We start from the raw sequence: 23,174 nt of genomic DNA on the forward strand, positions 1-23,174 counted from the left end.
GTCTAAAAAGGAACTGCTGTTTCTCGCCCTGGGTGGTTCGGGCGAAATCGGGATGAACGTCAACCTCTACTGCTGTGACGGCAAGTGGTTGATGGTCGATCTCGGCATGACGTTCGCCGATCCGCATTATCCCGGCATCGATCTTGTTTTCGCAGACCTGGACTTCATCGAGGACCGGCTCGACGATCTTGTCGGGATCGTACTGACCCACGCGCACGAAGATCACATCGGCGCAGTGCCCTACTTTGCGCAGGACCTTGGCGTGCCGCTTTACGCTACGCCGTTCACGGCCAAGCTGGTTCACGAGAAGTTGGTCGAGGCCGGGATCGAGAAGGAGGTCGAGCTTAACGTCATCGACCATCTCGACCGCTTTGAACTCGGACCATACGGCATCCGCTATGTGCCGCTGGCGCATTCGATTGCCGAGGGCAACGCCCTGCTGATCGATACGCCGCATGGGAACATCTTCCATACCGGTGACTGGAAGCTCGACGACGAGCCCCGCATCGGAACCCCTGCGACGGAAGAAGAACTGACCGCAATCGGTGACGAAGGCATCCTCGCGCTCGTCTGCGATTCGACCAACGTCTTCAATCCCAAGGCGTCGGGATCGGAAGGTGAAGTGCGGGCCGGGTTGCTGGAGGCGGTGGCCGCGCAAAAGGGGCGGCGCGTGGTCGTCACCACGTTTGCGTCGAACGTCGCGCGACTGCAGACGCTGGGCGAAGTGGCCGTCGCCACGAAGCGGCAGTTGTGCGTGGCCGGGCGTTCGCTCGACCGGATCATTCGCGTGGCTAAGTCGTGCGGCTATCTCAAGGACTTGCCTGACCTTGTCCATCCCGATGATGCGATGGACATTCCGCGCGGCGAACTGCTGGTGCTGGCCACCGGCGGTCAGGGTGAACCGCGCGCGGCGCTTGGTCGGATCGCGGGTGAGCAGCATCCGATCAAGCTCGAGAAGGGCGATGTCGTGCTGTTTTCCAGCCGCCAGATCCCCGGCAACGAACTCGCCATTGGGCGTATCCAGAATTCGCTGGTCGAAAAGGGGGTTCGCATTGTCACGGATCGCCAGTCGATGATCCACGTTTCGGGCCATCCGGGGCGTCCGGAACTGGTCGCGCTCTATGACTGGATCAGGCCGGAAATTCTCGTGCCGGTGCATGGCGAAATTCGCCATATGGCTGAGCAGGCGCAGCTGGGTCTGGCCGAAGGTATCCCCAAGGCGATCATGCAGAAGAACGGCGATCTTATCCGTCTTGCGCCCGATGGCCCGAAGAAGCTGTCGGAAGAGCGCGCGGGGCGCCTTGTTCTCGATGGCGACATCATCTCGCCTGCCGACGGGGAAGCACTGGTGGCGCGCCGGAAGCTATCGCAGGGCGGGCTGATCAGTGTGGCGCTGGCCGTACGGCTTGATGGGCAGCTTGTGTCTGACGTTGATGTCGGAGCAATCGGCATTCCGCTCGACGAGGACATGGAAGCGTTCGTTGCCGACGCAAAAGTCGAGGCTGCCGAAGCCGTGCGCAAGGTCAAGGGTGACCGCAAGCGCGACCGTCTGGCCGTTGCCGAGGCGGTGCGGCTTGCGGTTCGGCGCTGCGGCCAGCGCTGGTGCGGCAAGAAGCCGGTCGTCCAGGTCCTGTTGCGGGAAAGCTGAGCCGTATGAAGTGGACGTCGATCATCGCCATCTACGGCCTGTTCTGGGTCATGGCCGCATTCGTGGTATTGCCGTTCGGGGTGCGCACGCATGATGAACTCGGCACCGAAAAGGTCAACGGGCAGGCCGATAGCGCGCCGGGTAACTTTTCGCCGCGCAAGATCGTCATCCGCGCGACGATCCTGTCGGCACTGATGTTCGGCTTTTTCTATGTGAATTACTTCCGCGGATGGATCACGGTCGCCGATCTCGACCTGACGACCTACTTCGGCCATTGACGGGCGCCGGTGTTGCGCGAGGCGATCCGCCGGGCGGGAATTGATCCGGCACTGCTGGCGATATTTGCGCTGGCGCTGGCGTGCCGCGTGCCGATCGCGCTGTTCACGGTCTATCATCACGCGGACGAGGTCTGGCAGTACATCGAGCCGGCTTACGGCATGGTCACGGGCGACTGGATCCGCACCTGGGACATTCGTCTCGGCATCCGCAGCTGGTTGATTCCGATGGTTATGCTGCCGCCGGTTTTGTTGGGGCATCTGCTTGACCCGGCGGGGGAATTGCACCTGATCCTGCCGCGCCTGGTGATGGCCGTGGCCTCGCTCGGGGCGGTATGGGCGGGGTGGTCTCTCGGCAGCCGGTTGAGCCGCAGACACGCGATTGTCGCTGCGTTTGTCGCGGCAGTGTGGGTCGATTTCGCCTATTTTGCATCGAGGACGTCGAGCGATACGCTGTCTGTGCTGGCGGTCCTGCCGGGGCTGGCGCTGGTATATCGGTTCCGCGCGCATGGCGGGGCGAGGCTGGCGCTGGGGGCAGGGTTCCTGCTGGGCCTTGGCTTCATCACGCGCTTTCCGCTGGGGCCTGCGCTCGCCATTCCGTTTCTGTGGGCGGGCAGGGCGGAGTTTAGCAAGGCCTGGCTGCCGCTGCTGGGCGGCGCGCTGCTGGCGGTGCTGTGCGATGTAATTGCCAACGCCGTGATGGGCCAGCCGCCGCTGCTGTGGATATACCGCAATGTCATGGCCAACGTGGTGCAGGACCGCAGCCATGCCTTTGGCGTGGAGACGGCTGACTGGTATTTGCGCGTTCTGGTATGGGAGTGGCAATACATCGCAGTTGCGCTGGTTCCTGCGCTGGTGCTGGGGGCGCGGCGCTATCCGATGCTACTGGCAACGGCGATCGCGGTGATTGCGGTGCATTCCGCCATTGGCCACAAGGAATATCGCTTTGTCCTGCTTGGCGTGTCGTTGCTGATTTTGCTGGCGGCAATCGGCTCGGTCGATCTGGCGCAATGGCTGGGTCGAGGGACTGCACCCCGCAAGACCTTGGCGGCAATTCTGGCGATCTGGCTGGCGGCATCGGTGCAGGTGGCGGCGACAGAGCCGTTCAGCATCAACTGGGGGGTTGGCAAGGCGCCGCTGCGGGCGATGCGCACTGTGCGTAATCAGCCGGGACTATGTGGGTTTGCCACATACCGGATCCGTGACGTGCCGTTCGTTTCGCGCGCGGTGCTGAACCGCGATGTGCCGGTGATGCTGATCAATACCAAGGCCGCGATGCTCGCCACTTCAGAGCGCTTCGACGTGGTCGTCACACCCGCCGAGCATCTGGCCGAACTGCCGAAAACCTTCCGCTTCAAGGGCTGTGCGTCGCGCGGCAAGCCCTTGTTCGAGCAGCAGTATTGCGTGGCGGTGCGGGAAGGGCCCTGCACCGGGAGGCCGGGCCTGCTTGAATACAACACCGCCCTGCGGCGGATGGATCGCTAGACGCCTTCCAGCGCGTATCCAGCGGAACGCACGGTGCGCACCGGGTCAGCTGCGCCGGGAATGGCGACAGCCTGACGCAGGCGGCGGATGTGGACGTCGACCGTGCGCAGTTCGATGTCGCTGCCGCTACCCCAGACCGCATCGAGCAGTTGTCCGCGCGAGAATACGCGGCCGGGATGCTCCATGAAGTGCCGCAGCAGGCGGAATTCGGTGGGGCCGACTTTCATCGGCGTGCCGCGCCGCATCACGCGGTGGGCGGTGGGATCGAGCGAGAGGTCGCCCACAGTGATCGTTTCGCCCGCCAGCGCTGGACGCACCCGGCGCAGCACTGCGCCAACGCGCGCGATCAGTTCGCGCGGCGAGAAAGGCTTGGTCACATAATCGTCTGCACCGATTTCGAGCCCGCGAATGCGGTCGTCCTCGTCCGAACGGGCGGTGAGCATGATAATCGGAACGTGCGCCGTTTCCTTGTTGCGGCGCAGGCGGCGGCATACTTCGATGCCGCTGGTGCCGCCGATCATCCAGTCGAGCAGCACAAGGTCGGGCGCGTCTTCGGCGGCGAGCAGCAATGCCTCGTCGCCATCGTCGGTGGTGCGAACGTCGTAGCCCTCACCGCGAAAGCGGTATTCGACCAGCTCGGCCAGAGCCGTATCGTCTTCTACCAGCAGCAGTTTCGGAGCAGGCACGCAAACCTCCATGACAGTCAGTTTGCTGAAACACGACGGATGTTACCCCGTTATGACGATTCGCCAATCATGGCATTTCGTCGGGGGTAACAGGCGTGCCATCAGGCCGGCGGAATGACTTCCTCGCGCTCGGGCAAGGTCGCGCCGGTAGCGGCGTAGTACACCATTTCTGCAATGTTGGTGGCATGATCGCCGATGCGTTCGATATTGCGTGCAACGAACATGAGTTGCGCCGCCGTGCTGATCGTTGCCGGGTCTTCGACCATGAACGAGATCAGATTGCGGAAGATCGAATCGTAGAAGGCATCGACCTTGGCATCGCGCTGGACGATTTCGACGGCGGCTGCGGCATCGCGCGCGGCAAACGCGGTCAGCACATCATGGACCATCTCGGATGCGAGGTCGTTCATCGCGGGGATCAGGGTCAGCGGTTCGAACCGCTTGCGCCCTTCGATAATCCCGACGCGCTTGGCAATGTTCTTGGCATAATCGCCGATGCGTTCGATCACGCCCGCGATCTTGAGAGCCGCGACAACTTCGCGCAGATCATCCGCCATCGGCGCGCGCAATGCCAGCACTCGGATCGCCAGTTTGTCGACTTCCGCTTCAAGTTGGTCGATGCGCTTGTCTCGCGCAATTACACCTGCAGCGAGGTCATGGTCGCCGCGTACGAGCGCGTCCATCGCTTCGGACACGGAAAGTTCGGCCAGCCCGCCCATCTCAGCAACGATGCCGCGAAGCCGGGTGATGTCGTCGTCGAATGCCTTGACGGTATGTTCAGCCACGTCTCGATCCTTATCCGTAGCGCCCGGTGATGTAGTCCTTCGTCCGTTCTTCGCGCGGATTGGTGAAGATATCCGAAGTCTTGCCGTATTCCACCACCTTGCCAAGATGGAAGAATGCGGTGCGCTGCGAAACGCGGGCGGCCTGCTGCATCGAATGGGTAACGATGACGATGGCGTAGCGCCCGCGAAGCTCATCGATCAGTTCCTCGATGCGTGCCGTGGCGATCGGGTCGAGCGCCGAGCACGGCTCGTCCATGAGGATCACTTCGGGATCGACCGCGATGGCGCGGGCGATGCACAAGCGCTGCTGCTGCCCGCCCGAAAGCGCCGTGCCGCTGTCGTTCAACCGGTCCTTCACTTCATCCCACAGACCGGCGCGCCGCAGCGATTGTTCGACGATCTCGTCAAGTTCTGCCTTCGATCCGGTAATGCCGTGGATGCGCGGTCCATAGGCGATGTTTTCATAGATCGACTTGGGGAACGGGTTGGGTTTCTGGAACACCATGCCGACGCGGGCGCGCAGTTGCACCACGTCCATCCCCGAACGATAGATGTCATCGCCGTCGAGCAGGATTTCGCCTTCGACCCGCGCATTGGCGATGGTATCGTTCATGCGGTTGAGCGAACGCAGGAAGGTCGACTTGCCGCAGCCCGACGGACCGATAAATGCGGTGACATAGCGCTGCGGAATGTCGATCGACACATCGTCGATGGCGCGCTTGTCGCCATAGAACACCGAGACGTTCTTCGCGCTCATCTTGAGCGGCGCGTCGAAGTAGGGCGTTTCGTCCACCTTCACTGCAGTCTGGATCGCTTCAGCGTTCATTTTACCACCGTTTTTCGAAGCGGTTGCGCAAGTAGATCGCAAGACCGTTCATCAGGAGCAGGAAGACGAGCAACACGACAATCGCGGCACTGGTGCGCTCGACGAAGCCGCGGTCGATCTCGTCGGACCACAGGAAGATCTGCACGGGCAGCACGCTCGATGGCGAGGTGAAGCCACTTGGCGGGCTGGCGACGAATGCACGCATGCCGATCATCAGGAGCGGCGCGGTTTCGCCCAAGGCGCGGGCCATGCCAATGATCGTGCCGGTCAGAATGCCGGGGAGGGCCAGCGGCAGGACGTGATGGAACACGACCTGAACCTTGCTCGCGCCGATGGCGAGAGCGGCGTCCCGGATCGACGGCGGCACCGCCTTGATCGCGTTGCGGCCCGAGATCACGATAACCGGCATGGTCATCAGTGCCAGCGTCATACCGCCAATCAGCGGAGCCGAGCGAAGGTTCGGGAAAAGCGCGAGGAACACCGCCAGACCGAGCAGGCCGAAGATGATCGACGGGACCGCTGCGAGGTTGTTGATCGAAATCTCGATCCAGTCGGTCCAGCGGTTCTTGGGCGCGTATTCTTCAAGGTAGAGAGCGGACAACACGCCGACCGGGAAGGCCAGGATCAGCGTGATGAACATCGTCAGCATCGAACCCTTGAGCGCGCCCCAGATGCCGACCGTCTGCGGGCTGGTCGCGTCCGAGCGGCTGAGGAAGCCTTCGTCGAAAGCGCGGACCAGCTTGCCCTCGGCGACGAGTTTGCTGGCAACCTGCCTGTCGGCCGCATCGCCTTCTCCGCGCTGAGCGCTGGCCAGGTCGTCGCTGGCGGGGAGTGATACGTCGATGGAGCCGTTCACCAGTTGGGGATTGTCGATGAGCTTCTGGGCCACTTCGCGCCAGGCGCCTTCAGCCACCATGTCAGCGCCATCGGGGCCGAGAGCTGCCTTGGCGGCATCATCGACCACCCGGGGCAGACCGGCCAGTTCCAGCCCTCCCATCGGGTCAGGCTGGCTCATGCGACCGGCGTCGATCTGCATCGCTCCGGCGATGGGAATGGCAAAGCGCAATTCACTTCGCTGGAAGCCCGCGAGACCGGCCGAGCTCATGTTGACCAGCAGGAACAGCAGCATCAATCCGGAGAAGGCCACGGCGATGAAGCCGAGCCAGCGGAAATTGCGATCCGCCGAGCGGCGCTTGGCAAGGCCGCGCTCCATCATCGCGTGACGGCGCGCCTGCACTTCGCTTCTTTCGCCCACAGGGGCAGCGTCGGTCATTACAGCCTCACTCATAGGCTTCGCGGTAACGCTTCACCACGCGCAGGGCGATGAAGTTCAGCGTCAGCGTGACAAGGAACAGGACCATGCCCAGCGCGAACGCGGACAGCGTGGCCGGGTGGTCGAAGCTGCCTTCGCCGGTCAGCATGGCGACAATCTGGAAAGTGACCGTTGTCATGCTCTCGAACGGGTTGGCGGTGAGGTTGGCAGATGCACCTGCAGCCATGACGACGATCATCGTTTCACCAATGGCGCGGCTGATGGCGAGCATCACGCCGGCGACAATGCCGGGCAGGGCGGCGGGAACGAGGACCTTGCGGATCGTTTCGGCGGTGGTAGCGCCCATGGCAAGGCTGCCATCACGCATCGCCTGCGGCACGGCTGCAATGGAATCGTCAGCCATGGATGACACGAACGGGATGATCATCACGCCCATGACAAGGCCAGCGGCAACCGCACTTTCGGTCGATGCGCTGGAAATGCCAATGGCCTGCGCCGCGTCGCGCACCAGCGGCGCTACGGTCAGTGCGGCAAAATAGCCGTAGACCACGGTGGGCACACCGGCGAGAATTTCGAGCAGCGGCTTCACCACCTTGCGCACGCCGTTACTGGCGTACTGGGTCAGGAAGATCGCGCTCATCAAGCCGAGCGGAATCGCGACGAGCATGGCGATGATCGCGCCAATGTAGATCGTGCCCCAGAACAGCGGAATCGCGCCGTAGTCCTTGCCGTCGGGCAGGCCCGAGCTCATCGGATCGGGCGACCAGTGCGTGCCGAACAGGAAATCAATCGGGGAGACCATGCCGAAGAAGCGCACGGTCTCGAACACCAGGCTGGCGATGATGCCGATGGTCGTCAAAACGGCGACGAGTGAGGCGATCAACAACAGCGCCATTACCGAGCGTTCCACACGAGTGCGGGCGGTGAAGTTCGGTTTGAGACGCAGGAAGGCAAAGGCACCGCCTGCGAATGCGACGAGGATGGTGACCACGAGGCCGATCGAATCGTATAGCGTAATGGCGGTGCGATACGGACCGACGAGCGCCTGGGCATCGGCGTTGAAGACGCCGAAGGCGTTGCCTTGGGCGACCGAGCGGGCTTCTGCCAACAAGGTCTCACGTTCAAAACCAAAGGCGGGAAGCATTGTCGCGGCAGGGTCTGCCATGACGTGAGCGGTGATCAGCATGGGGCTGATCACGCTCCATAGCGCCGCAAACAGCAACGCTGGCACGCCGATCCACAGAGCGACATACCAGCCGTGAAAGTTGGGAAGCGAATGCAAACGTGCCTTGGGATCCGCACGGCGGAATGCCCAGGCGCGCGAGCGTGCCGCCAGCCAACCGAGCAGGCTCAGCCCGAAGGCGAGCAAAATCAGGATGACTGGCGACATGTCTGCGGTATTCTCCGTTACTTCAATTGCGAACCGTCAAGGACCGGGAGGTCGTTAACAGCCTTGGCGCTGGCTGCAAGCACATCGTCAGGTGCAACGACCATGCCGAGCTTCGCAAGCGCGCCATCCTTGCCCCAAAGCTTTGACCATTCCGTGACAAATCCCTGCAGGCCGGGAATGGCCTTGAGGTGCGCCTTCTTCACGTAAATGTAGAGCGGGCGAGCACCGGGATAGCTGAAGTCAGAGATGGTGGCGTAAGTCGGGGTCACGCCCTTCATCGTCAGGCCCTTGATGCGGCCGTTGTTCTCTTCAAGGTAAGAGAAGCCGAAGACGCCGATGGCCTTGGGATTGGCTTCGATCTTCTGGACGATCAGGTTGTCGTTCTCGCCAGCGTCGACATAGGCGCCATCGTCGCGCACGTCGCCGCAGATCTTGTCATGGCTGTCCTTGTCGCTGTCCTTGAGCGCCTTCATCTCGGCGTTCTCGTCGCAACCCTTGACCAGAATCAGTTCCTTGAGCGCGTCGCGCGTGCCCGAGGTCGAAGGCGGACCGTAGACGAGGATCGGTTCGGCCGGGAGCGACGGATTGACGTCCTTCCAGGTCTTGGCGGTCTGCGGCTTGCCATACGGCGTCTTGGCCAGTGCCTTGTAGACGTCTTCCTGCGTCAGCGCGATGCCGGGGCCGTTCTGGGCTTCGGCAAAGGCCACGCCATCAAGACCGACCTGAATTTCGACAATGTCCTTCACGCCATTCTTGGCGCAATCCTCGAATTCCGACTTCTTCATGCGGCGCGAAGCGTTTTCGATATCGGGGAACTGCGAGCCGACGCCGGCGCAGAACAGCTTCATGCCAGCGCCCGTGCCGGTCGATTCAATGATCGGCGACTTGAGCGAAGCATCGGACTTGGCGAGCGATTCAGCCACGGCCTTGGCGAAAGGATAAACCGTCGATGAGCCGACGGCGCGGACCTGGTCACGGGTGCCCGCTTCCTGGCTTCCGCACCCAGCGAGTGAAAGGGCGCCGAGAGCGGCGGCGGAAAGAGCGATCGTGCGAATCATCGACATGTTTAGAACCTTCGTCCCTGTTGGCTGAGGGCGCAATGCGACTGTTGCGTGACAGCTTTATGACAATGGAAGGCCGACTGTCTCGACCGCGGGTCCGGCCAGCGGAATACGCACAGTTACAGTTGTGCCGACGCCCAGGGCGCTGGTGATGTCAAGCTTGCCGCGATGACGCTCGACGATGTGTTTGACGATGGCAAGACCAAGGCCGGTTCCGCCAGCGGTCCGGCTCCGGCCCGGATCGGTGCGATAGAACCGGCGCGTCAGATAAGGCAGGTGATCGGGGTGAATGCCATCACCCTGATCTGTCACCGTCAGCACCGTTTCGCCGTCGGCCGCCGTGATCCTGACCTTTACCGGCGCGCCCGGGTGGCCGTACTTGAAGGCATTGTCGATCAGGTTGCGCACCAGCTGATCGAGCTGCTGACGGTCACCTGCGACAACCGCATCGACCGTCTCGACTTCGAGCAGGCTTTCGCTTGTGGACATCGCAATTTCGCTGCCGATGCTGCCGACGAGCTGTCCGAGATCGATCCTGTCGCGCGGCACTTCGTGCTTTTCCGCTTCGATCCGCGAAAGCGACATGAGGTCTTCGACGAGGCTCTGGAGCCGCTTTGATTCGCGCAGGACGGTGGCATGAAAACGGGCCGCCGTTGCTGCGTCCACTTTCGCGTCCGGGTCGGCCAGCGTCTCGACGTAGCCGATGATCGAGGCAAGGGGGGTGCGCAGCTCGTGACTGGCGTTGGCGACGAAATCGGTATGCGCCCGGCTGATGTCGGCTTCGGCGGTGCGGTTGACCATTTCGATCAGAGAGAAGCGTTCGTCGATCGGCACGCGGCTGACCTGCCAGATGCTGCGCGCGCCGGTCAGGCCGCGGACCAGCGCGCGGCCTGCGGGTTTTGCCAGCAGGCGGATTGCCTCGGGGTGGCGCAAGGCGACGCGGGCGTCCTGCCCGACCAGATGCGTGCCGAGTTCCTCGCGTGCTGCAGCGTTGGCCGCAGCAATACGCTGGCCATCAAGCATGAGTACGGGAAGGCCAAAGGGTTCGACCAGTTCGATCATGGTCTGGCGCGAAACGCTGCCGTCGTCGCGGGTGATCGTCTCGACCGTGGGTTCGGGGCGCGCCAGCCACAAGGTGGCCAGCCAGACAACCAGAATGGACGATGACAGCCAGAAGCCCGCGCCGCCGACATACATGATGACCGCCGCGCACAGCGCAACGACAATGCTGGGAAGAGGCAGCGACAAGCCCTTCATCGTATAATGCCGTGTGGTCTGCCTGCGCTATGCGAATCGCCAACCGGATCGGCGGGTGATGCTGCGCCCGAATAGGCGAGCATCACGGCCAAGCGCAAGCGCGCTGCGCTGTCGTCAAAATCGGCAAGAACACAGAAGTGCCGGAATATCGGGAAAATTCCTGGTGACCCCTACGGGAATCGAACCCGTGCTTCAGCCGTGAGAGGGCCGCGTCCTAACCGCTAGACGAAGGGGCCGCTTGGAAAAGAAGCCGTGCTTTGCGCTGCTATCACCATCCCGGCAATACGGGAAAAGAATGGTGACCCCAACGGGAATCGAACCCGTGTTTCAGCCGTGAAAGGGCCGCGTCCTAACCGCTAGACGATGGGGCCACTGGGCTTGCGCCGCTGGGCAGGTCCGCGCCTCTAAGGGGAGTATGGCGAAGCGTCAAGCGGCTAATCGTGAAAAAAGTCAGTCGGCAAAGGCAGCGTCTTCCACATGCAGTTCCGCTGCGGGTCGGCTCGCCCAATCGTCGATCCGCGCGCGTCCGGCCAACCAGAATTGACGCCCTTTCGATCCGTGGAGCAAAGCTTGTCCCAGTTCGGAATTTGCGGCGCGGAATGCGATTGCCTTGAAAGACTTTCCGTCTGCTCCGCTGGCAACCATGCGCACGTGATCGGTGCCGACCAGATCGCATTTGACCAAGCGCACCGGACCCACCGCCACGCGCGGGCCTGGCCAGCCAATGCCGAATGGCCCTGCCGTCTCCAGTGTTTCAACCAGGTCGGGTGTCAATCCGCCGGGGGTCAGAGACAAGTCCAGCGCAAGCGACTGCGACAGCCTTGCGCCAGAGATGTCGCGGGCGAGCCGTTCGTCCAGCCAATCCCCCAGCGCTTCGAGCCGGGCGGGGTCCATCGTGAGCCCGCAGGCCATGGCGTGCCCGCCGCCCGCGATGAGCAGGCCAGCCTCGCGCGCGGCGATGATGGCAGCGCCAAGATCGACTCCGGCAATCGAGCGGCCCGATCCCTTGCCGTGCCCTGCCTCGTCTGCATCCAGTGCGATGACCACGGCGGGCTTGCCGGTCTTTTCCTTGATCCGTCCGGCAACGATGCCGATCACGCCGGGGTGCCAACCGTGCCCCGCGAGCAACAGAACCGAGCGGTTGTGCTGGGCAGCGACTTGCGCCTCGGCGGCTTCCTGCACTTCCTGCTCGATTGCCCGGCGCTCCTCGTTGAGGAGGGAAAGCTGGGCGGCGATAGACCGGGCTTCGTCCGGGTCCTGCGTGGTCAGCAGCCGCACGCCGAGCGTGGCTTCGCCCACGCGCCCGCCAGCGTTGATGCGCGGCCCCAGCGCGAAGCCGAGGTCGCTGCAGGTCGGCGCGCGGTTGAGACGGCTGGCATCGATCAAGGCGGCAAGGCCGACATTGTCGCGCCGAGCCATGATCTTGAGGCCTTGTGCGACCAGCGCACGGTTGAGGTCCTTGAGCTGCGCGACGTCGGCCACGGTGCCCAGCGCCACCAGATCGAGCAGGCGCATGAGGTCGGGCGCGGTGCGCTTTTCGAAGTAGCCACGCCCGCGCAGTTCACGCACCGTGGCGATGGCCAGCAAAAACGCCACTCCAACAGCGGCTAGATGGCCGTGGGCAGCGGCCTCGTCACACTCGTCGAGCCGGTTGGGATTGACCAGTGCCGCCGTCAGCGGGAGCTCGGACGAGCACTTGTGATGATCGACGACGATGACGTCGACGCCCACACCATGCGCGGCGGCCAGCGCTTCGTGGGCCATCGCCCCGCAATCGACGGTCACGATCAGCGTTGAGCCGCCCTGCGCCAGTTTCACCAAAGCCTCGCCTGACGGGCCATAGCCTTCGAGCAGGCGGTCAGGGATGTAATGGCCCGCCTTCACGCCGAGGTCGCGCAGCAGCAGGATCAGCAGTGCTGCACTGGTGGCACCGTCCACATCATAATCACCGTAGATCGTGATGTGCTCGCCAGCCTCGACGGCGTCGGACAGGCGTCGTGCGGCCTTGTCCATGTCGCGGAAAATCGAAGGGTCGGGCAGGAAATCGCGCAATGTGGGGCGGCGGTGGCGGTCAAGATCGTCGCGCGCAACACCGCGCGACAGCAGCAGTTGTGTGACCAGATCATCTCCCGCAGCGCCTGCCCCCCCGCCGAGGTCCATGTTTCCCCCGCGCCAGCGCCAGGCCTGGCCGGAGAGCGATCGGGTTATGGCAGTGACCGGAATCATACTTTTGCGCTATACCATGCAGCGAGTCCCGGAAAGGGCAGGCGTCAGTGCAGTTGCGCACGATCAAAGACTTGTCCCCGGTCCATATGGTCGCATCGATTCAGCAGGCGGCAAGGGTTTGTGCCGCTGTCCGTCAGGAGGATGGAATTATGCGCAGGAACACCACGCAACTGGCCCTTTTGGGCCTGGGGCTGGCCGGGGCGGGAACAGCCGCCGTTGTTGCCCAGCAGGCGAGCGGACCGGTTGCCCGCTACGAGATGCGGGCCGAGACGATGTCGGGCTTTGGCGGAGGGCAGGGCGGCGCAGGCGCGGCCATGGCGATGGCGATGGGCGGGACGCCCAAGGCGCAGCACGCGCTCTGGCTCGATCTGGGCTCGACCCGCGCAGCGGCTGACGGCAAGCCCAAGGCGGATCATTTCATGCCTACGGGCGCAAAGCTGGGCAAATCGGTTGCGCTCAAGACGCCGGCGGCCCTGCCGCGCGAACCAGGAACGACCGAGTTCCAGCGGCCCAAGGGCCGAATGCTGATCTTCTGGGGCTGCGGCGAACACGCGCCAAAGGGCCAGCCGGTCGTGATCGATTTCACCAAGCTTGCTGCCGGGCAGGTGCCTCCGGGGTTGTTCACCAGCGCCGTGCCGATGGATCGCTGGGTCTCGCCAGCGTCAAGCAAGACCTACGGCCGCTGGCCGTCGGATGATGGCAAGGCGGCCAAGCCGGACACTTCGTTGATCGGTGCGCACCGCGTTGCCGGCAACTATTCGCCGGAGATGTCTTTCCAGCTGTCGAAAGACTTCATGGCGCCGCTGAATGCGACAAACAGCGCGCAGCCCAGTGGGGCAACGCTGGTGCGATGGGGTCCCGTTCCCGGTGCGACGGGTTATTATGCCATGATCATTGGCGGCAAGCAGGCGCCCAAAGGGCAGGACATGAAAGACATCGTCTGGTGGACGTCGAGCGCCACGCGGGAGTTCGGCGGCGGCTTGTCTGACTGGCTCGCGCCCGCCACGGTCGCCCGGCTGGTCACGGCAAAGACGGTGTTGTCGCCGCAGACGACGACTTGCACAGTACCTGCCGAGGTCAAGGCCGCTGCGCCGGACTTCATGTTCGGAACGCTCCACGCCTACGGTCCGGAGGAATCATTCGCCTATCCGCCAAAGCCCGCCGATCCCAAGGCAAAGTGGGCGCTCGAATGGACCGCGCGGATAAGGCATCGCTCGACTACAGGCTTTCTGGTGGGAATGGAGGGCTTCGGAATGGGCGCGGAGCAGGCAGACGTGCCCGAGCAGCCCCAGTGCAAGCCAAAGAAGAAAGGCTTTGGCGGACTACTGGGTGGAGCAATCGGCGGCGCGCTCGGTGTTCCCGTCGCGGGCGACGGCTGCTGACGCCCGGTGTTGCTGATCGTCTGGCACAGCCGTACCGGAACTGCCGAGGCCATGGCGCGCGCTGCGCTGGACGGTGCGCGGATCGAAGGCCACTGCCGGATGGTCCGCGCCAGTGAAGTCCAGCCCGACGATCTGCTGGCTGCGAGCGGCTATGTCTTCTGCTGTCCGGAAAACCTCGCGACGATGAGCGGGGAGATGAAGGAATTCTTCGACCGCACCTATTATCCGCTCCTTGGCCGGATCGAGGGGCGGGCCTACGCCACGATGATCGCAGCCGGTCTGGATGGAACCGGGGCCGAACGGCAGATTGACCGGATCGTCACGGGCTGGCGGCTGCGGCGCGTGGCCGATCCGCTGATTCTGCGTACTGGCGCGCAGACTCCAGAGGCGATTCTCGCGCCCAAGACCGTTGCAGCCGACCCTTTGGGTGAGTGTCACAATCTGGGACAGAGCCTTTCCGGAGGCATCGCTTTAGGCATTTTCTAGATTTCTGCCCCTATATGGTCTGTGAGCTTGGCCGGATGTTCGGCAGACTCGACGGCAGGGGGGCGATTGTGCCAATTCCGAATGAAACCAGCCGGGGTGTTTGTGGACCCAAGTGACCAGTCCTCGGCCAGCGCGCCTCTCGCTGCCATTCTCTATGACGCGGGATCGGTCCCGAACGCGGAAAGTCTGGCGGGCGCTGCACAGCGTGATGGCGGTTTTGCGGTTACCCACATGCCGCCGGGCGCGGAAGGATGGGCCGAAGTCCTGCGCGACGGTCTGACGTTCGACGTGCGCGGCCTGTCGGGCGGGCCCATCGCAGCCTTTGACGGGGTTGAGCTGCTTCTGGGCGTCCAGCGAAGCGACATCGAAGGTTCGTCCGCGCTCCTGTTGTTCCCTGGACCACATCTAGCCGGTGCAGAGCATCTCCTGCCGGTGATTCGCGTTGCCTGCGCGCTTCTGGTCACCCTCGCGCGAATCGCGTCGCCGCGGGCGATTTGCTGGAATCCTGCGAAAAGCGCGGTATCTCCTGCCATGTTCGAGCAAGCTGTTTTGCCTTGGCTTGATGGAGGACCATTTCCTGCTCTGGCGCTTGTTTCATTGCGTCTCGATGCAGAGGGTATGCTCGTGTCTGAAGGTCTCAAGTTCTTGATCGGGCAGGAGTTTCAACTGGCGGATGGGCTTGGCCGGGGGCGCGAGCATTTGTCTCGCGTTGCCATCCGCCTGATCGACTGGCTTGTCGCGCACGGGCCGGTTTCCAAGCCGGTCGAGGCAGTTCTTGCCGGAACGGGCGCAGTCTTTCTTGAGGCGGAATGCAGCGAACGTATCGTTGCAAGGTGCCACTGAATCAACGACATGACCTGGACAAGCGCGCCACTCTGCGGTTTGGCAGCGTCAACGTTCCACACCAGCCCGGCTATGCCCCAGGGCTGCAGCGCCATCATCTGATCCCTCGTCAGATTCTTGGCTCGTTCGCGCTGGGCCGGATGATTGCCCGGCTTGGGCTGGACCGGTTGGGTTTCCACGACTTCCGCCGCAACGGGTTGTTGCTTCCAGCATCAGAGGTTGCGGCGATGCGGATCGGGCTTCCACTGCATCGCGGTCCGCACCGAAGTTACAATGAACTTGTCATGCAGCGGGCTGGGCAGATCGAGGCGCAGTGGACTCTGGGGCGGAGCACAGGCGCGGCTCATGCCGATTACGAAGCCCTGATGCGCTTCGATCTTCTCCAGCGCGCTTTGCGCCGCAAGTTGCTGGACTCGCGCTCATGGACGCGCAAGCCGCTCAACGCGCGTGATCCGGCGCTGGACTATACGCATCTCGACAACATGGCGGACTTGCTCTGGTCCGCCACGGACTGGACCTCGCAAGCCGCCTGATGCCGGTTATTTGAGGAAGGGCGCGCTGTTTGCGGAAAGTGCTTCCGCTGCCTCGCGGTACTGCTGCTCCAGCCGGTCGACCCGCGCCGCAACTGGCTCCACCGCAGTGACCGCACCGATGCCCTGACCCGAACCCCAGATGTCCTTCCATGCCTTGGCACCGGTGTTGCCGCCGGATCCGAAGTTCATCTTGCTGGGGTCGCTGACCGGCAGATTTTCGGGATCGAGGCCCGAATTGACGATGGATGAGCGCAAATAGTTGCCGTGGACGCCGGTGAACAAGTTGGAATAGACGATGTCGTCGGCGCGTCCATCGACGATGGCCTGCTTGTAGGCTTCGTCCGCGCGGGCTTCCTCGGTGGCGATCCACGCCGAGCCGATATAGGCGAAGTCTGCCCCCAGCGCCTGCGCCGCCAGCACCGACCGACCATGCGCAATCGCGCCCGAAAGCGCGACGAGACCGCTGAACCATTCGCGGATTTCCTGCATCAACGCGAACGGCGATTGCGCCCCGGCGTGTCCGCCTGCACCCGCAGCGACCGGAACCAGTCCGTCTGCGCCCTTTTCCACGGCCTTGCGCGCGAAGCGGTCGTTGATCACGTCGTGCAGCACGATCCCGCCCCAGCCATGCGCGGCGGCGTAGACATCCTCTCGCGCGCCCAGCGAGGTGATCATTATCGGCACCTGCCATTTCGCGCACATGGCCATGTCGTCATCAAGCCGGTTGTTGGTCTTGTGCACGATCTGGTTGACCGCAAACGGCGCTGCGGGACGGTCTGGATTGGCGCGGTTGTGCGCGGCCAGTTCTTCGGTGATCTGATGCAGCCATTCGTCGAGCTGGCTGAGCGGGCGTGCGTTGAGCGATGGGAACGACCCGACGATACCCGCCTTGCATTGTGCGATGACGAGTTCAGGGCACGATATGATGAACAGCGGCGATGCGATGACCGGCAGGCGCAGATTGGCGAAAAGCGGGGGCAGGGACATGCGGCTCGAATCCTCGCGCTGGATATTAATTGATTGATTAAGGCCTAAGCGGCTGGAACCCTCTTGTCAAAGGTGAGCCTTGGCCAAGCGTCGTCGTTGCGCGAATTGCGCAATACCATGCGCGACAATCGGACGGATCGTTCCGCCCGACGCCGTGGATCAGGAAGCCGCGTTGGCCGCGCTCAGCACCGCGCGGACGCTGGCGGTGGCCACGTCCTCGTCGATCCCGACGCCCCAGATCGTTCGCCCATCGGGCAGGACGCATTCGACATAAGCGGCGGCGCGGGCATTGCTGCCCGATCCCATCGCGTGCTCGGAATAATCGCTGACGTCGATGTCGACGGCGAACCCGTCCTTGAGCGTGGCGACGACAGACGAGATCAACCCGTTGCCGCGTCCGCTGACCGAGCGAACCTTTCCATCCACTTCGATCTTGCCCGCGAAGATGCGTGCGCCGTCGTTGCCGCGCGTTTCCTCGTAATCGACGAGCTGGTAATGCTGCGGAGCATCGAGGCGATATGTCTTGCGGAACACGCCCCAGATGTCGGCCGCCTGCAGTTCGCGGCCAAGTTCGTCGGCCAGTTCCTGCACATGGCGCGAGAAGTGTGCCTGCATTTTCTTGGGCAGCTTGAGGCCCTGATCCTGCTCCAGCACCCAGGCAAACCCGCCCTTGCCGGACTGCGAGTTGACGCGGATCACTGCTTCGTAGCTGCGGCCAAGATCGGCCGGATCAATCGGCAGGTAGGGCACCGACCACAGATCGTCGTTGCGCTTTTCCTGCGCAGCAAAGCCCTTCTTGATCGCGTCCTGATGGCTGCCGGAAAAGGCCGTGAACACCAGTTCGCCGCCATAGGGGTGGCGCGGATGGACAGGCAGCTGGTTGCAGTATTCCACTGTCTGGATCACTTCGTCGATGTTCGAGAAGTCCAGTTCGGGATCGATCCCCTGCGTGTAGAGGTTCAGGCCAACCGTCACCAGGCAGCAGTTTCCGGTGCGCTCGCCATTGCCGAACAGGCAGCCCTCGACACGGTCAGCGCCCGCCATCAGGCCCAGTTCCGCCGCCGCGACGCCGGTGCCGCGATCATTATGCGTATGCAGCGAGATCACCGCGCGGTCGCGGTTCGGCAGGTTGCGGCAGAAATATTCGATCTGGTCGGCGTAGATGTTCGCCGTTGAAGCCTCGACCGTTGCGGGCAGGTTGAGAATGATCGGGTGATCGACCGTCGGCTGCAGCACGTCCATCACCGCTTCGCAGCACTCGATGCTGAAATCGACTTCGGCGGTGGAGAATGTCTCCGGACTATATTCGAAGTGCCAGTCGGTCTGCGGGAAGCGTGCGGCCTGATCGCGCAGGAACTTTGCCCCGTCGCTGGCAATCTTGCGCACGTCAGCCTTGTCCATGCCGAACACGACCTGACGCCACAGCGGCGAGACAGCGTTGTAGACGTGGACGATGGCTTGTTTCGCGCCTGCCAGACTTTCGAAGCTGGAGCGGATCAGGTCTTCGCGCGACTGGGTCAGTACTTGCACGAAAACGTCGTCGGGGATGCGGCCCTGATCGACCAGACCACGAATAAAATCGTACTCGGTCGCACCAGCGCTCGGGAAACCGACTTCGATTTCCTTGAGGCCGATCTTGACCAGGAGGTCGAAGAAGCGCGCTTTCTTCTCCGCATCCATCGGATCGATCAGCGACTGGTTGCCGTCGCGCATGTCGGTCGACAGCCAGCGCGGGGCCTTTTCGATCACGCGCGATGGCCACTGGCGGTCAGGCAGGTTGATCTGCGGAAACGCGCGATACTTGGCCGAAGGGTTTTTCAGCATGGTCATGGAATTTTACTCGATCTGCCGGGCCAGAGGGCCACAATTCCTGCACTTGGGGTTCAGCTTCCCTTGGGCGCCGTCCCGCGCCGCCAGTGCGACACGTCAGCTCACGCCCAAGGGCGGATAAGTCGCAGGGTAAGATCCAGTCGAGTGGTCATGGCTCAAGCCTATGGTGATTTGCCGCGCGATTGTCCAGAATGAATGCACGAAAACATGTCCGGGAGAGCTGGAAGTCATGCAGGTCAAGCCATTCGTTGTCGATATTCCCGCCTCTTCCATAGCCGACCTGCATTTGCGGCTCGATATCACCCGCTGGCCAGAGCGCGAGCCGGTTGGCGACTGGTCGCAAGGCACCCCGCTGGCGGCGCTGCAGGATCTCGCGGGCTACTGGCGCAATGGTTACGACTGGTACGCTTGCCAGGCCTTGCTCAATGGCTGGGGCATGTTCGAAACCGAGATCGACGGCCTTGCGATCCGCTTCCTGCACGTGCGCTCGGCCCACGAATCAGCGCGGCCTCTGCTGCTGACGCACGGCTGGCCCGGGTCCATTCTGGAGTTCCGCCGCTGTATCGCGCCGCTCACCGATCCACTGGCGCATGGCGGCACCGCCGATGACGCATTCCATCTCGTGATCCCCTGCCTGCCGGGCTACGGCTTCTCCGGCAAGCCCACGGTCACGGGGTGGAGCGTGCAGAAGATTGCGAGTGTGTGGGGAGAGCTGATGGCGCGGCTTGGCTACGATCAGTGGCTCGCGCAAGGGGGTGACTGGGGCGCCGCGGTGACGACTGCTATCGCGGCGATGAAGGTCGAGGGCTGCATCGGCGTCCATCTGAACATGCCGATCGCGCGGCCACTGCCCGAGGATCTGGCAGCGCCGGAACCCGGAGAACTCAAGGCGCTTTCGGCGCTGCAGCACTATCAGGACTGGGATTCGGGCTATTCCAAGCAGCAGGCCACGCGCCCGCAGACGGTGGGCTATTCGTTGGTCGATTCACCGATTGGCCTCGCCGGGTGGATCTACGAAAAGATGTGGGCCTGGACCGACAATGACGGCGCGCCGGAAGACGCGCTCAGCCGCGACGATATTCTCGACAACGTCATGCTCTACTGGTTGACTGCCGCAGGGGCCTCGTCAGCACGGCTTTATTGGGAAAGCTTCGGCAGTTTCGGCCCGGCGCAGATCGATATTCCTGTGGCAGCCAGCATATTCCCCAAGGAAATCATCCCCGCGCCGCGCAGGTGGTTCGAGCGCAACTGTAGCCAATTGGTGCACTGGGGCGAACTCGAAAAGGGTGGGCATTTTGCAGCATGGGAGCAGCCCGAAGCCTTCGTGAAGGAGCTTCGGACTGCATTTTCCCTGATGCGATAGAGCTTACTTCTTTTCGAACGCGATGGTGATGTCGAGCTTCACATCGTCGCTCACGAAGGGAACGCCGTACTTCACGTTGAAGTCCGAACGCTTGATCGTGGCCATGCCGTGGAAGCCGAGGGTGGGGGCCTTGGTCATCATGCTGGCGCCAGCGCCCGAGAAGGTGGCGGCAATGGCGACCGGCTTGGTCACGCCGTTGAGCGTAAGGTCACCATTGACCGTCGCCGACATGCCGTCAGCGGCGGGCACAACGCTGGTCGAAACGAATGTCGCGTCGGCGGGGGCGGCGCCGAAGAAATCGGCAGGCTTGCCGTCAGCGGCGGGCTTGAGCAGGTGCGCGGTGAGGCCGGCATTGGCTGTGATGATCTTCGAGACGGGAATCTTGACCGAGACCTTGGCGGCCGAAGGATTGGCGGGATCAATGTCCAGCGTGCCGCTGACATCACCAAACAGGCCGAAATAGTCGTTGAAGCCGAGATGGTTGACCTTCCAGCCGACCAGCGAGTGCGCTGCGTCAGCCGCGTAAGTGCCAGCTACGACGCGCGACTTGTCGGCCTTGCCCGGTGTTTCGGGCATCTGCGCCAGCATTGGCGCGGCAGCTGCCGCGAGAGCGAAGGGAATGGCGATCTTCAAAGCACGGGGAAGCTTGGGGAGGACGGTCATCGGGATCTCCTGAATCTTTGATGCTGTCGTGGAATGCCTCAGCCAGCATTCCCGCACAAGTAGCGTCTGACAGCGTCAGCCACAGCGCATTGTCACAACACGTCCAGAACTCCCGACGATCACATTCAGGCGGTCCGGGCGGTAGTCTTGCGTTACTGCGACACCTGGTTTGATCCAACGTATGCGATCATGTCCTACCGAACTGGCGATGGCAGCGCGCACTCCGGAAGCAGCGCTCGCGCCGATGAAGCGGGACACTGCGCTGGCGCCGCATTGGGCAGCCTCATTGCGTTGCAAGGTCTGCGCCGGTGGGACGTTCTGTGATGCTGCATCGCGCACCGACGCCAATGCCGGTTGCGCAGCAAACGCTGCGCATAACATGGCGGTGCAAGCCGACGACTTGAGCAAGGTGCGAACCCTTTTTGGAATTTTATCTCCAATTTGGAGGAGTAACACCGGCAGCGGTTGCGTCTACTGCTTTCGACGGGTGCACTATGCCGTTCATGGAAAAGGCGGCCCCGGATGGAGCCGCCTTTTCCCTTGAGCCGTCGGAGGATCAGTTCTTGGTCTGGTCGACCAGTTTGTTTGCACCGATCCAGGGCATCATCGCACGCAGCTTGGCGCCGGTTTCCTCGATCGGGTGACGGCGGGCAAGACCGCGAGCAGCCTTGAGTTCGGGCTGTCCGGCGCGGTTGTCGAGCACGAAGGCCTTGACGAAGCGGCCCGACTGGATGTCGGCCAGAACGCGCTTCATTTCCTTCTTGGTTTCCTCGGTGATGATGCGCGGCCCGATCGTGATGTCACCGTATTCTGCGGTGTTCGAGATCGAATAGCGCATGTTCGCGATGCCGCCTTCATACATCAGGTCGACGATCAGCTTCAGTTCGTGGAGGCATTCGAAATAGGCCATTTCTGGCGCGTAACCAGCTTCGACCAGGGTTTCGAAACCAGCCTGCACCAGCGCGGTTGCGCCGCCGCACAGCACGGCCTGTTCGCCGAACAGATCGGTTTCGCACTCTTCGCGGAAGTTGGTTTCGATAATGCCGCTGCGGCCGCCGCCAACGCCCGAAGCGTAGGCAAGGCCGATGTCGTGGGCGTTGCCGGTGACATCCTGATGCACTGCGATCAGGCAAGGCACGCCGCCGCCGCGCTGGTATTCGCTGCGTACGGTATGGCCGGGGCCCTTGGGCGCGATCATGATCACGTCGATGTCGGCGCGCGGCTCGATCAGGCCGAAATGGATGTTGAGGCCGTGGGCAAACGCGATGGCCGAACCCGGCTTCAGGTTGGCGTGAAGGTCGTCGGCATAAATCGCGGCCTGATGTTCGTCAGGCGCGAGGATCATGAGCACGTCGGCCCATGCGGCCGCATCGGCGTTGGCGAGGACCTTGAAGCCTGCAGCTTCTGCCTTCTTGGCACTGGCCGAACCGGGGCGAAGCGCGATGGCCACGTCCTTGACGCCCGAATCGCGCAGGTTCTGTGCGTGGGCGTGGCCCTGCGAACCATAGCCGAGGATGGCGATCTTCTTGTCCGTGATCAGGTTAAGATCGCAATCGGCGTCGTAATAAACCTTCATGTCGTTCCCAATCTTGTTGCAGCCGCTCGGGGCCTATTGAAACCGTAACTGGATGGATTGTGAAATTTTCAGGCGACAGATGCGCCGCGAATCATGCCGACGATGCCGGTCCGGCCGACCTCGACGAGGCCGAGTTCCTTCATCAGCGTGACGAAGCTGTTGATCTTGTCCGGCGCGCCGGTCAGTTCGAAGATGAAGCTGGAGGTGGTGGTATCAACCACCTTCGCGCGGAAAACATCGGCAAGGCGCAGCGCCTCGACTCGGTTCTCGCCCTTGCCCGATACCTTGACCAGCGCCAGCTCGCGTTCGACATAAGGGCCGACCTCGGTAAGGTCGGTAACCTTGTGCACGGGCACCAGCCGTTCCAGCTGCGCGCGGATCTGGTCGATGATCTCGGGCGGGCCGTGCGTCACGATGGTGATGCGGCTGACATCGTGGCCGTCGGTGATGTCGGCCACGGTCAGGCTGTCGATGTTATAGCCGCGCGCGGTGAACAGGCCGGCAATCTTCGCAAGAATGCCGGCTTCGTTGTCGACCGTGATCGTGAGAACGTGGCGCTCCTGCGCCTCGGGGGAAATGTGCATCATGTCAGGGGCTTT

General features: G+C 62.9%; 22 protein-coding genes and 2 tRNA genes. 8 read left to right on the forward strand and 16 right to left on the reverse strand.

From position 1 onward, the window contains the following. Positions 1-52 precede the first annotated feature (52 nt). From RM192_RS07290 to RM192_RS07300, 3 genes are read left to right on the forward strand one after another with little or no spacing between them, the layout of a single operon-like run. On the forward strand, positions 53-1,648 hold the full coding sequence (locus tag RM192_RS07290; RefSeq protein ID WP_409233821.1) for a ribonuclease J: 1,596 nt from the start codon (positions 53-55) through the stop codon (positions 1,646-1,648). A gap of 5 nt (positions 1,649-1,653) precedes the next feature. After that, entirely contained in the window at positions 1,654-1,926 is a 273-nt protein-coding gene (locus RM192_RS07295; protein ID WP_311506884.1) for a DUF1467 family protein, read from the forward strand. Between the two features lie 12 nt (positions 1,927-1,938). Continuing rightward, positions 1,939-3,408, forward strand: a complete 1,470-nt coding sequence (locus tag RM192_RS07300) for a glycosyltransferase family 39 protein (protein ID WP_311506885.1) — start codon at positions 1,939-1,941, stop codon at positions 3,406-3,408. Here the strand turns inward: RM192_RS07300 and phoB are convergent. The 10 genes from phoB to recJ all read right to left on the reverse strand — a co-directional run bounded on the left by phoB (position 3,405) and on the right by recJ (position 12,912). After that, on the reverse strand, positions 3,405-4,094 hold the full coding sequence (gene phoB, locus RM192_RS07305; protein WP_231469299.1) for a phosphate regulon transcriptional regulator PhoB: 690 nt from the start codon (positions 4,092-4,094) through the stop codon (positions 3,405-3,407). The two genes, RM192_RS07300 and phoB, sit on opposite strands and share 4 nt — an antisense overlap. A gap of 101 nt (positions 4,095-4,195) precedes the next feature. Continuing rightward, positions 4,196-4,879, reverse strand: coding sequence for a phosphate signaling complex protein PhoU (gene phoU, locus RM192_RS07310; protein ID WP_311506886.1), 684 nt, complete (start codon positions 4,877-4,879; stop codon positions 4,196-4,198). Positions 4,880-4,889: 10 nt separating this feature from the next. Beyond that, positions 4,890-5,705: a phosphate ABC transporter ATP-binding protein PstB gene (gene pstB, locus RM192_RS07315; RefSeq protein ID WP_409233795.1), complete on the reverse strand. Its 816-nt coding sequence runs from the start codon at positions 5,703-5,705 to the stop codon at positions 4,890-4,892. Between the two features lies 1 nt (position 5,706). After that, complete coding sequence (gene pstA, locus RM192_RS07320; RefSeq protein ID WP_311506887.1) at positions 5,707-6,978, reverse strand: phosphate ABC transporter permease PstA; 1,272 nt, start codon at positions 6,976-6,978, stop codon at positions 5,707-5,709. Between the two features lie 7 nt (positions 6,979-6,985). Beyond that, positions 6,986-8,368, reverse strand: a complete 1,383-nt coding sequence (gene pstC, locus RM192_RS07325) for a phosphate ABC transporter permease subunit PstC (RefSeq protein ID WP_311506888.1) — start codon at positions 8,366-8,368, stop codon at positions 6,986-6,988. A gap of 17 nt (positions 8,369-8,385) precedes the next feature. Next, a complete protein-coding gene (locus tag RM192_RS07330) occupies positions 8,386-9,426 on the reverse strand; it encodes a substrate-binding domain-containing protein (protein ID WP_409233822.1) in 1,041 nt (346 codons plus the stop codon). 63 nt (positions 9,427-9,489) lie between these two features. Continuing rightward, the gene (locus RM192_RS07335; protein ID WP_311506890.1) at positions 9,490-10,686 is read right to left on the reverse strand and encodes an ATP-binding protein; all 1,197 of its coding nucleotides are present in this window, start codon (positions 10,684-10,686) and stop codon (positions 9,490-9,492) included. Between the two features lie 161 nt (positions 10,687-10,847). Continuing rightward, positions 10,848-10,922: transfer RNA gene (locus RM192_RS07340), tRNA-Glu, on the reverse strand. Positions 10,923-10,982: 60 nt separating this feature from the next. Beyond that, positions 10,983-11,057, reverse strand: a tRNA-Glu gene (locus RM192_RS07345). Between the two features lie 79 nt (positions 11,058-11,136). Then, a complete protein-coding gene (gene recJ, locus RM192_RS07350; protein WP_311506891.1) occupies positions 11,137-12,912 on the reverse strand; it encodes a single-stranded-DNA-specific exonuclease RecJ in 1,776 nt (591 codons plus the stop codon). A 149-nt stretch (positions 12,913-13,061) separates the two neighbouring features. Between recJ and RM192_RS07355 the strand changes: the two genes are divergently transcribed. The 4 genes from RM192_RS07355 to RM192_RS07370 all read left to right on the forward strand — a co-directional run bounded on the left by RM192_RS07355 (position 13,062) and on the right by RM192_RS07370 (position 16,156). Then, a complete protein-coding gene (locus tag RM192_RS07355; RefSeq protein ID WP_311506892.1) occupies positions 13,062-14,294 on the forward strand; it encodes a hypothetical protein in 1,233 nt (410 codons plus the stop codon). Positions 14,295-14,345: 51 nt separating this feature from the next. Then, the gene (locus RM192_RS07360; protein WP_311508588.1) at positions 14,346-14,780 is read left to right on the forward strand and encodes an NAD(P)H-dependent oxidoreductase; all 435 of its coding nucleotides are present in this window, start codon (positions 14,346-14,348) and stop codon (positions 14,778-14,780) included. An 81-nt stretch (positions 14,781-14,861) separates the two neighbouring features. Continuing rightward, on the forward strand, positions 14,862-15,623 hold the full coding sequence (locus tag RM192_RS07365; RefSeq protein WP_311506893.1) for a hypothetical protein: 762 nt from the start codon (positions 14,862-14,864) through the stop codon (positions 15,621-15,623). Next, complete coding sequence (locus RM192_RS07370; protein ID WP_311506894.1) at positions 15,614-16,156, forward strand: AHH domain-containing protein; 543 nt, start codon at positions 15,614-15,616, stop codon at positions 16,154-16,156. Before RM192_RS07365 ends, RM192_RS07370 begins: the two co-directional genes overlap by 10 nt. Positions 16,157-16,162: 6 nt before the next feature. Here RM192_RS07370 and RM192_RS07375 read toward each other — a convergent pair whose 3' ends face one another. After that, positions 16,163-17,143, reverse strand: a complete 981-nt coding sequence (locus RM192_RS07375; protein WP_311506895.1) for a nitronate monooxygenase family protein — start codon at positions 17,141-17,143, stop codon at positions 16,163-16,165. A gap of 159 nt (positions 17,144-17,302) precedes the next feature. Then, positions 17,303-18,973, reverse strand: coding sequence for a 2-isopropylmalate synthase (leuA, locus tag RM192_RS07380; RefSeq protein WP_311506896.1), 1,671 nt, complete (start codon positions 18,971-18,973; stop codon positions 17,303-17,305). Positions 18,974-19,202: 229 nt separating this feature from the next. On the opposite strand from leuA, the gene RM192_RS07385 reads away from it, so the two are divergent. Next, a complete protein-coding gene (locus RM192_RS07385) occupies positions 19,203-20,336 on the forward strand; it encodes an epoxide hydrolase (protein WP_311506897.1) in 1,134 nt (377 codons plus the stop codon). A 3-nt stretch (positions 20,337-20,339) separates the two neighbouring features. On the opposite strand, the gene RM192_RS07390 is transcribed toward RM192_RS07385, so the two are convergent. The 4 genes from RM192_RS07390 to ilvN all read right to left on the reverse strand — a co-directional run bounded on the left by RM192_RS07390 (position 20,340) and on the right by ilvN (position 23,159). Further along, positions 20,340-20,999, reverse strand: a complete 660-nt coding sequence (locus RM192_RS07390; RefSeq protein WP_311506898.1) for a YceI family protein — start codon at positions 20,997-20,999, stop codon at positions 20,340-20,342. A 75-nt stretch (positions 21,000-21,074) separates the two neighbouring features. Further along, positions 21,075-21,380, reverse strand: a complete 306-nt coding sequence (locus RM192_RS20065) for an I78 family peptidase inhibitor (protein ID WP_409233823.1) — start codon at positions 21,378-21,380, stop codon at positions 21,075-21,077. 175 nt (positions 21,381-21,555) lie between these two features. Continuing rightward, positions 21,556-22,575: a ketol-acid reductoisomerase gene (gene ilvC / locus RM192_RS07395; RefSeq protein WP_311506899.1), complete on the reverse strand. Its 1,020-nt coding sequence runs from the start codon at positions 22,573-22,575 to the stop codon at positions 21,556-21,558. A 68-nt stretch (positions 22,576-22,643) separates the two neighbouring features. Beyond that, complete coding sequence (ilvN, locus tag RM192_RS07400) at positions 22,644-23,159, reverse strand: acetolactate synthase small subunit (protein ID WP_311508589.1); 516 nt, start codon at positions 23,157-23,159, stop codon at positions 22,644-22,646. Positions 23,160-23,174: the final 15 nt, after the last annotated feature.

This window comes from Novosphingobium sp. MMS21-SN21R (assembly GCF_031846015.1).
In the GTDB taxonomy this organism is placed as follows: Bacteria; Pseudomonadota; Alphaproteobacteria; order Sphingomonadales; family Sphingomonadaceae; genus Novosphingobium.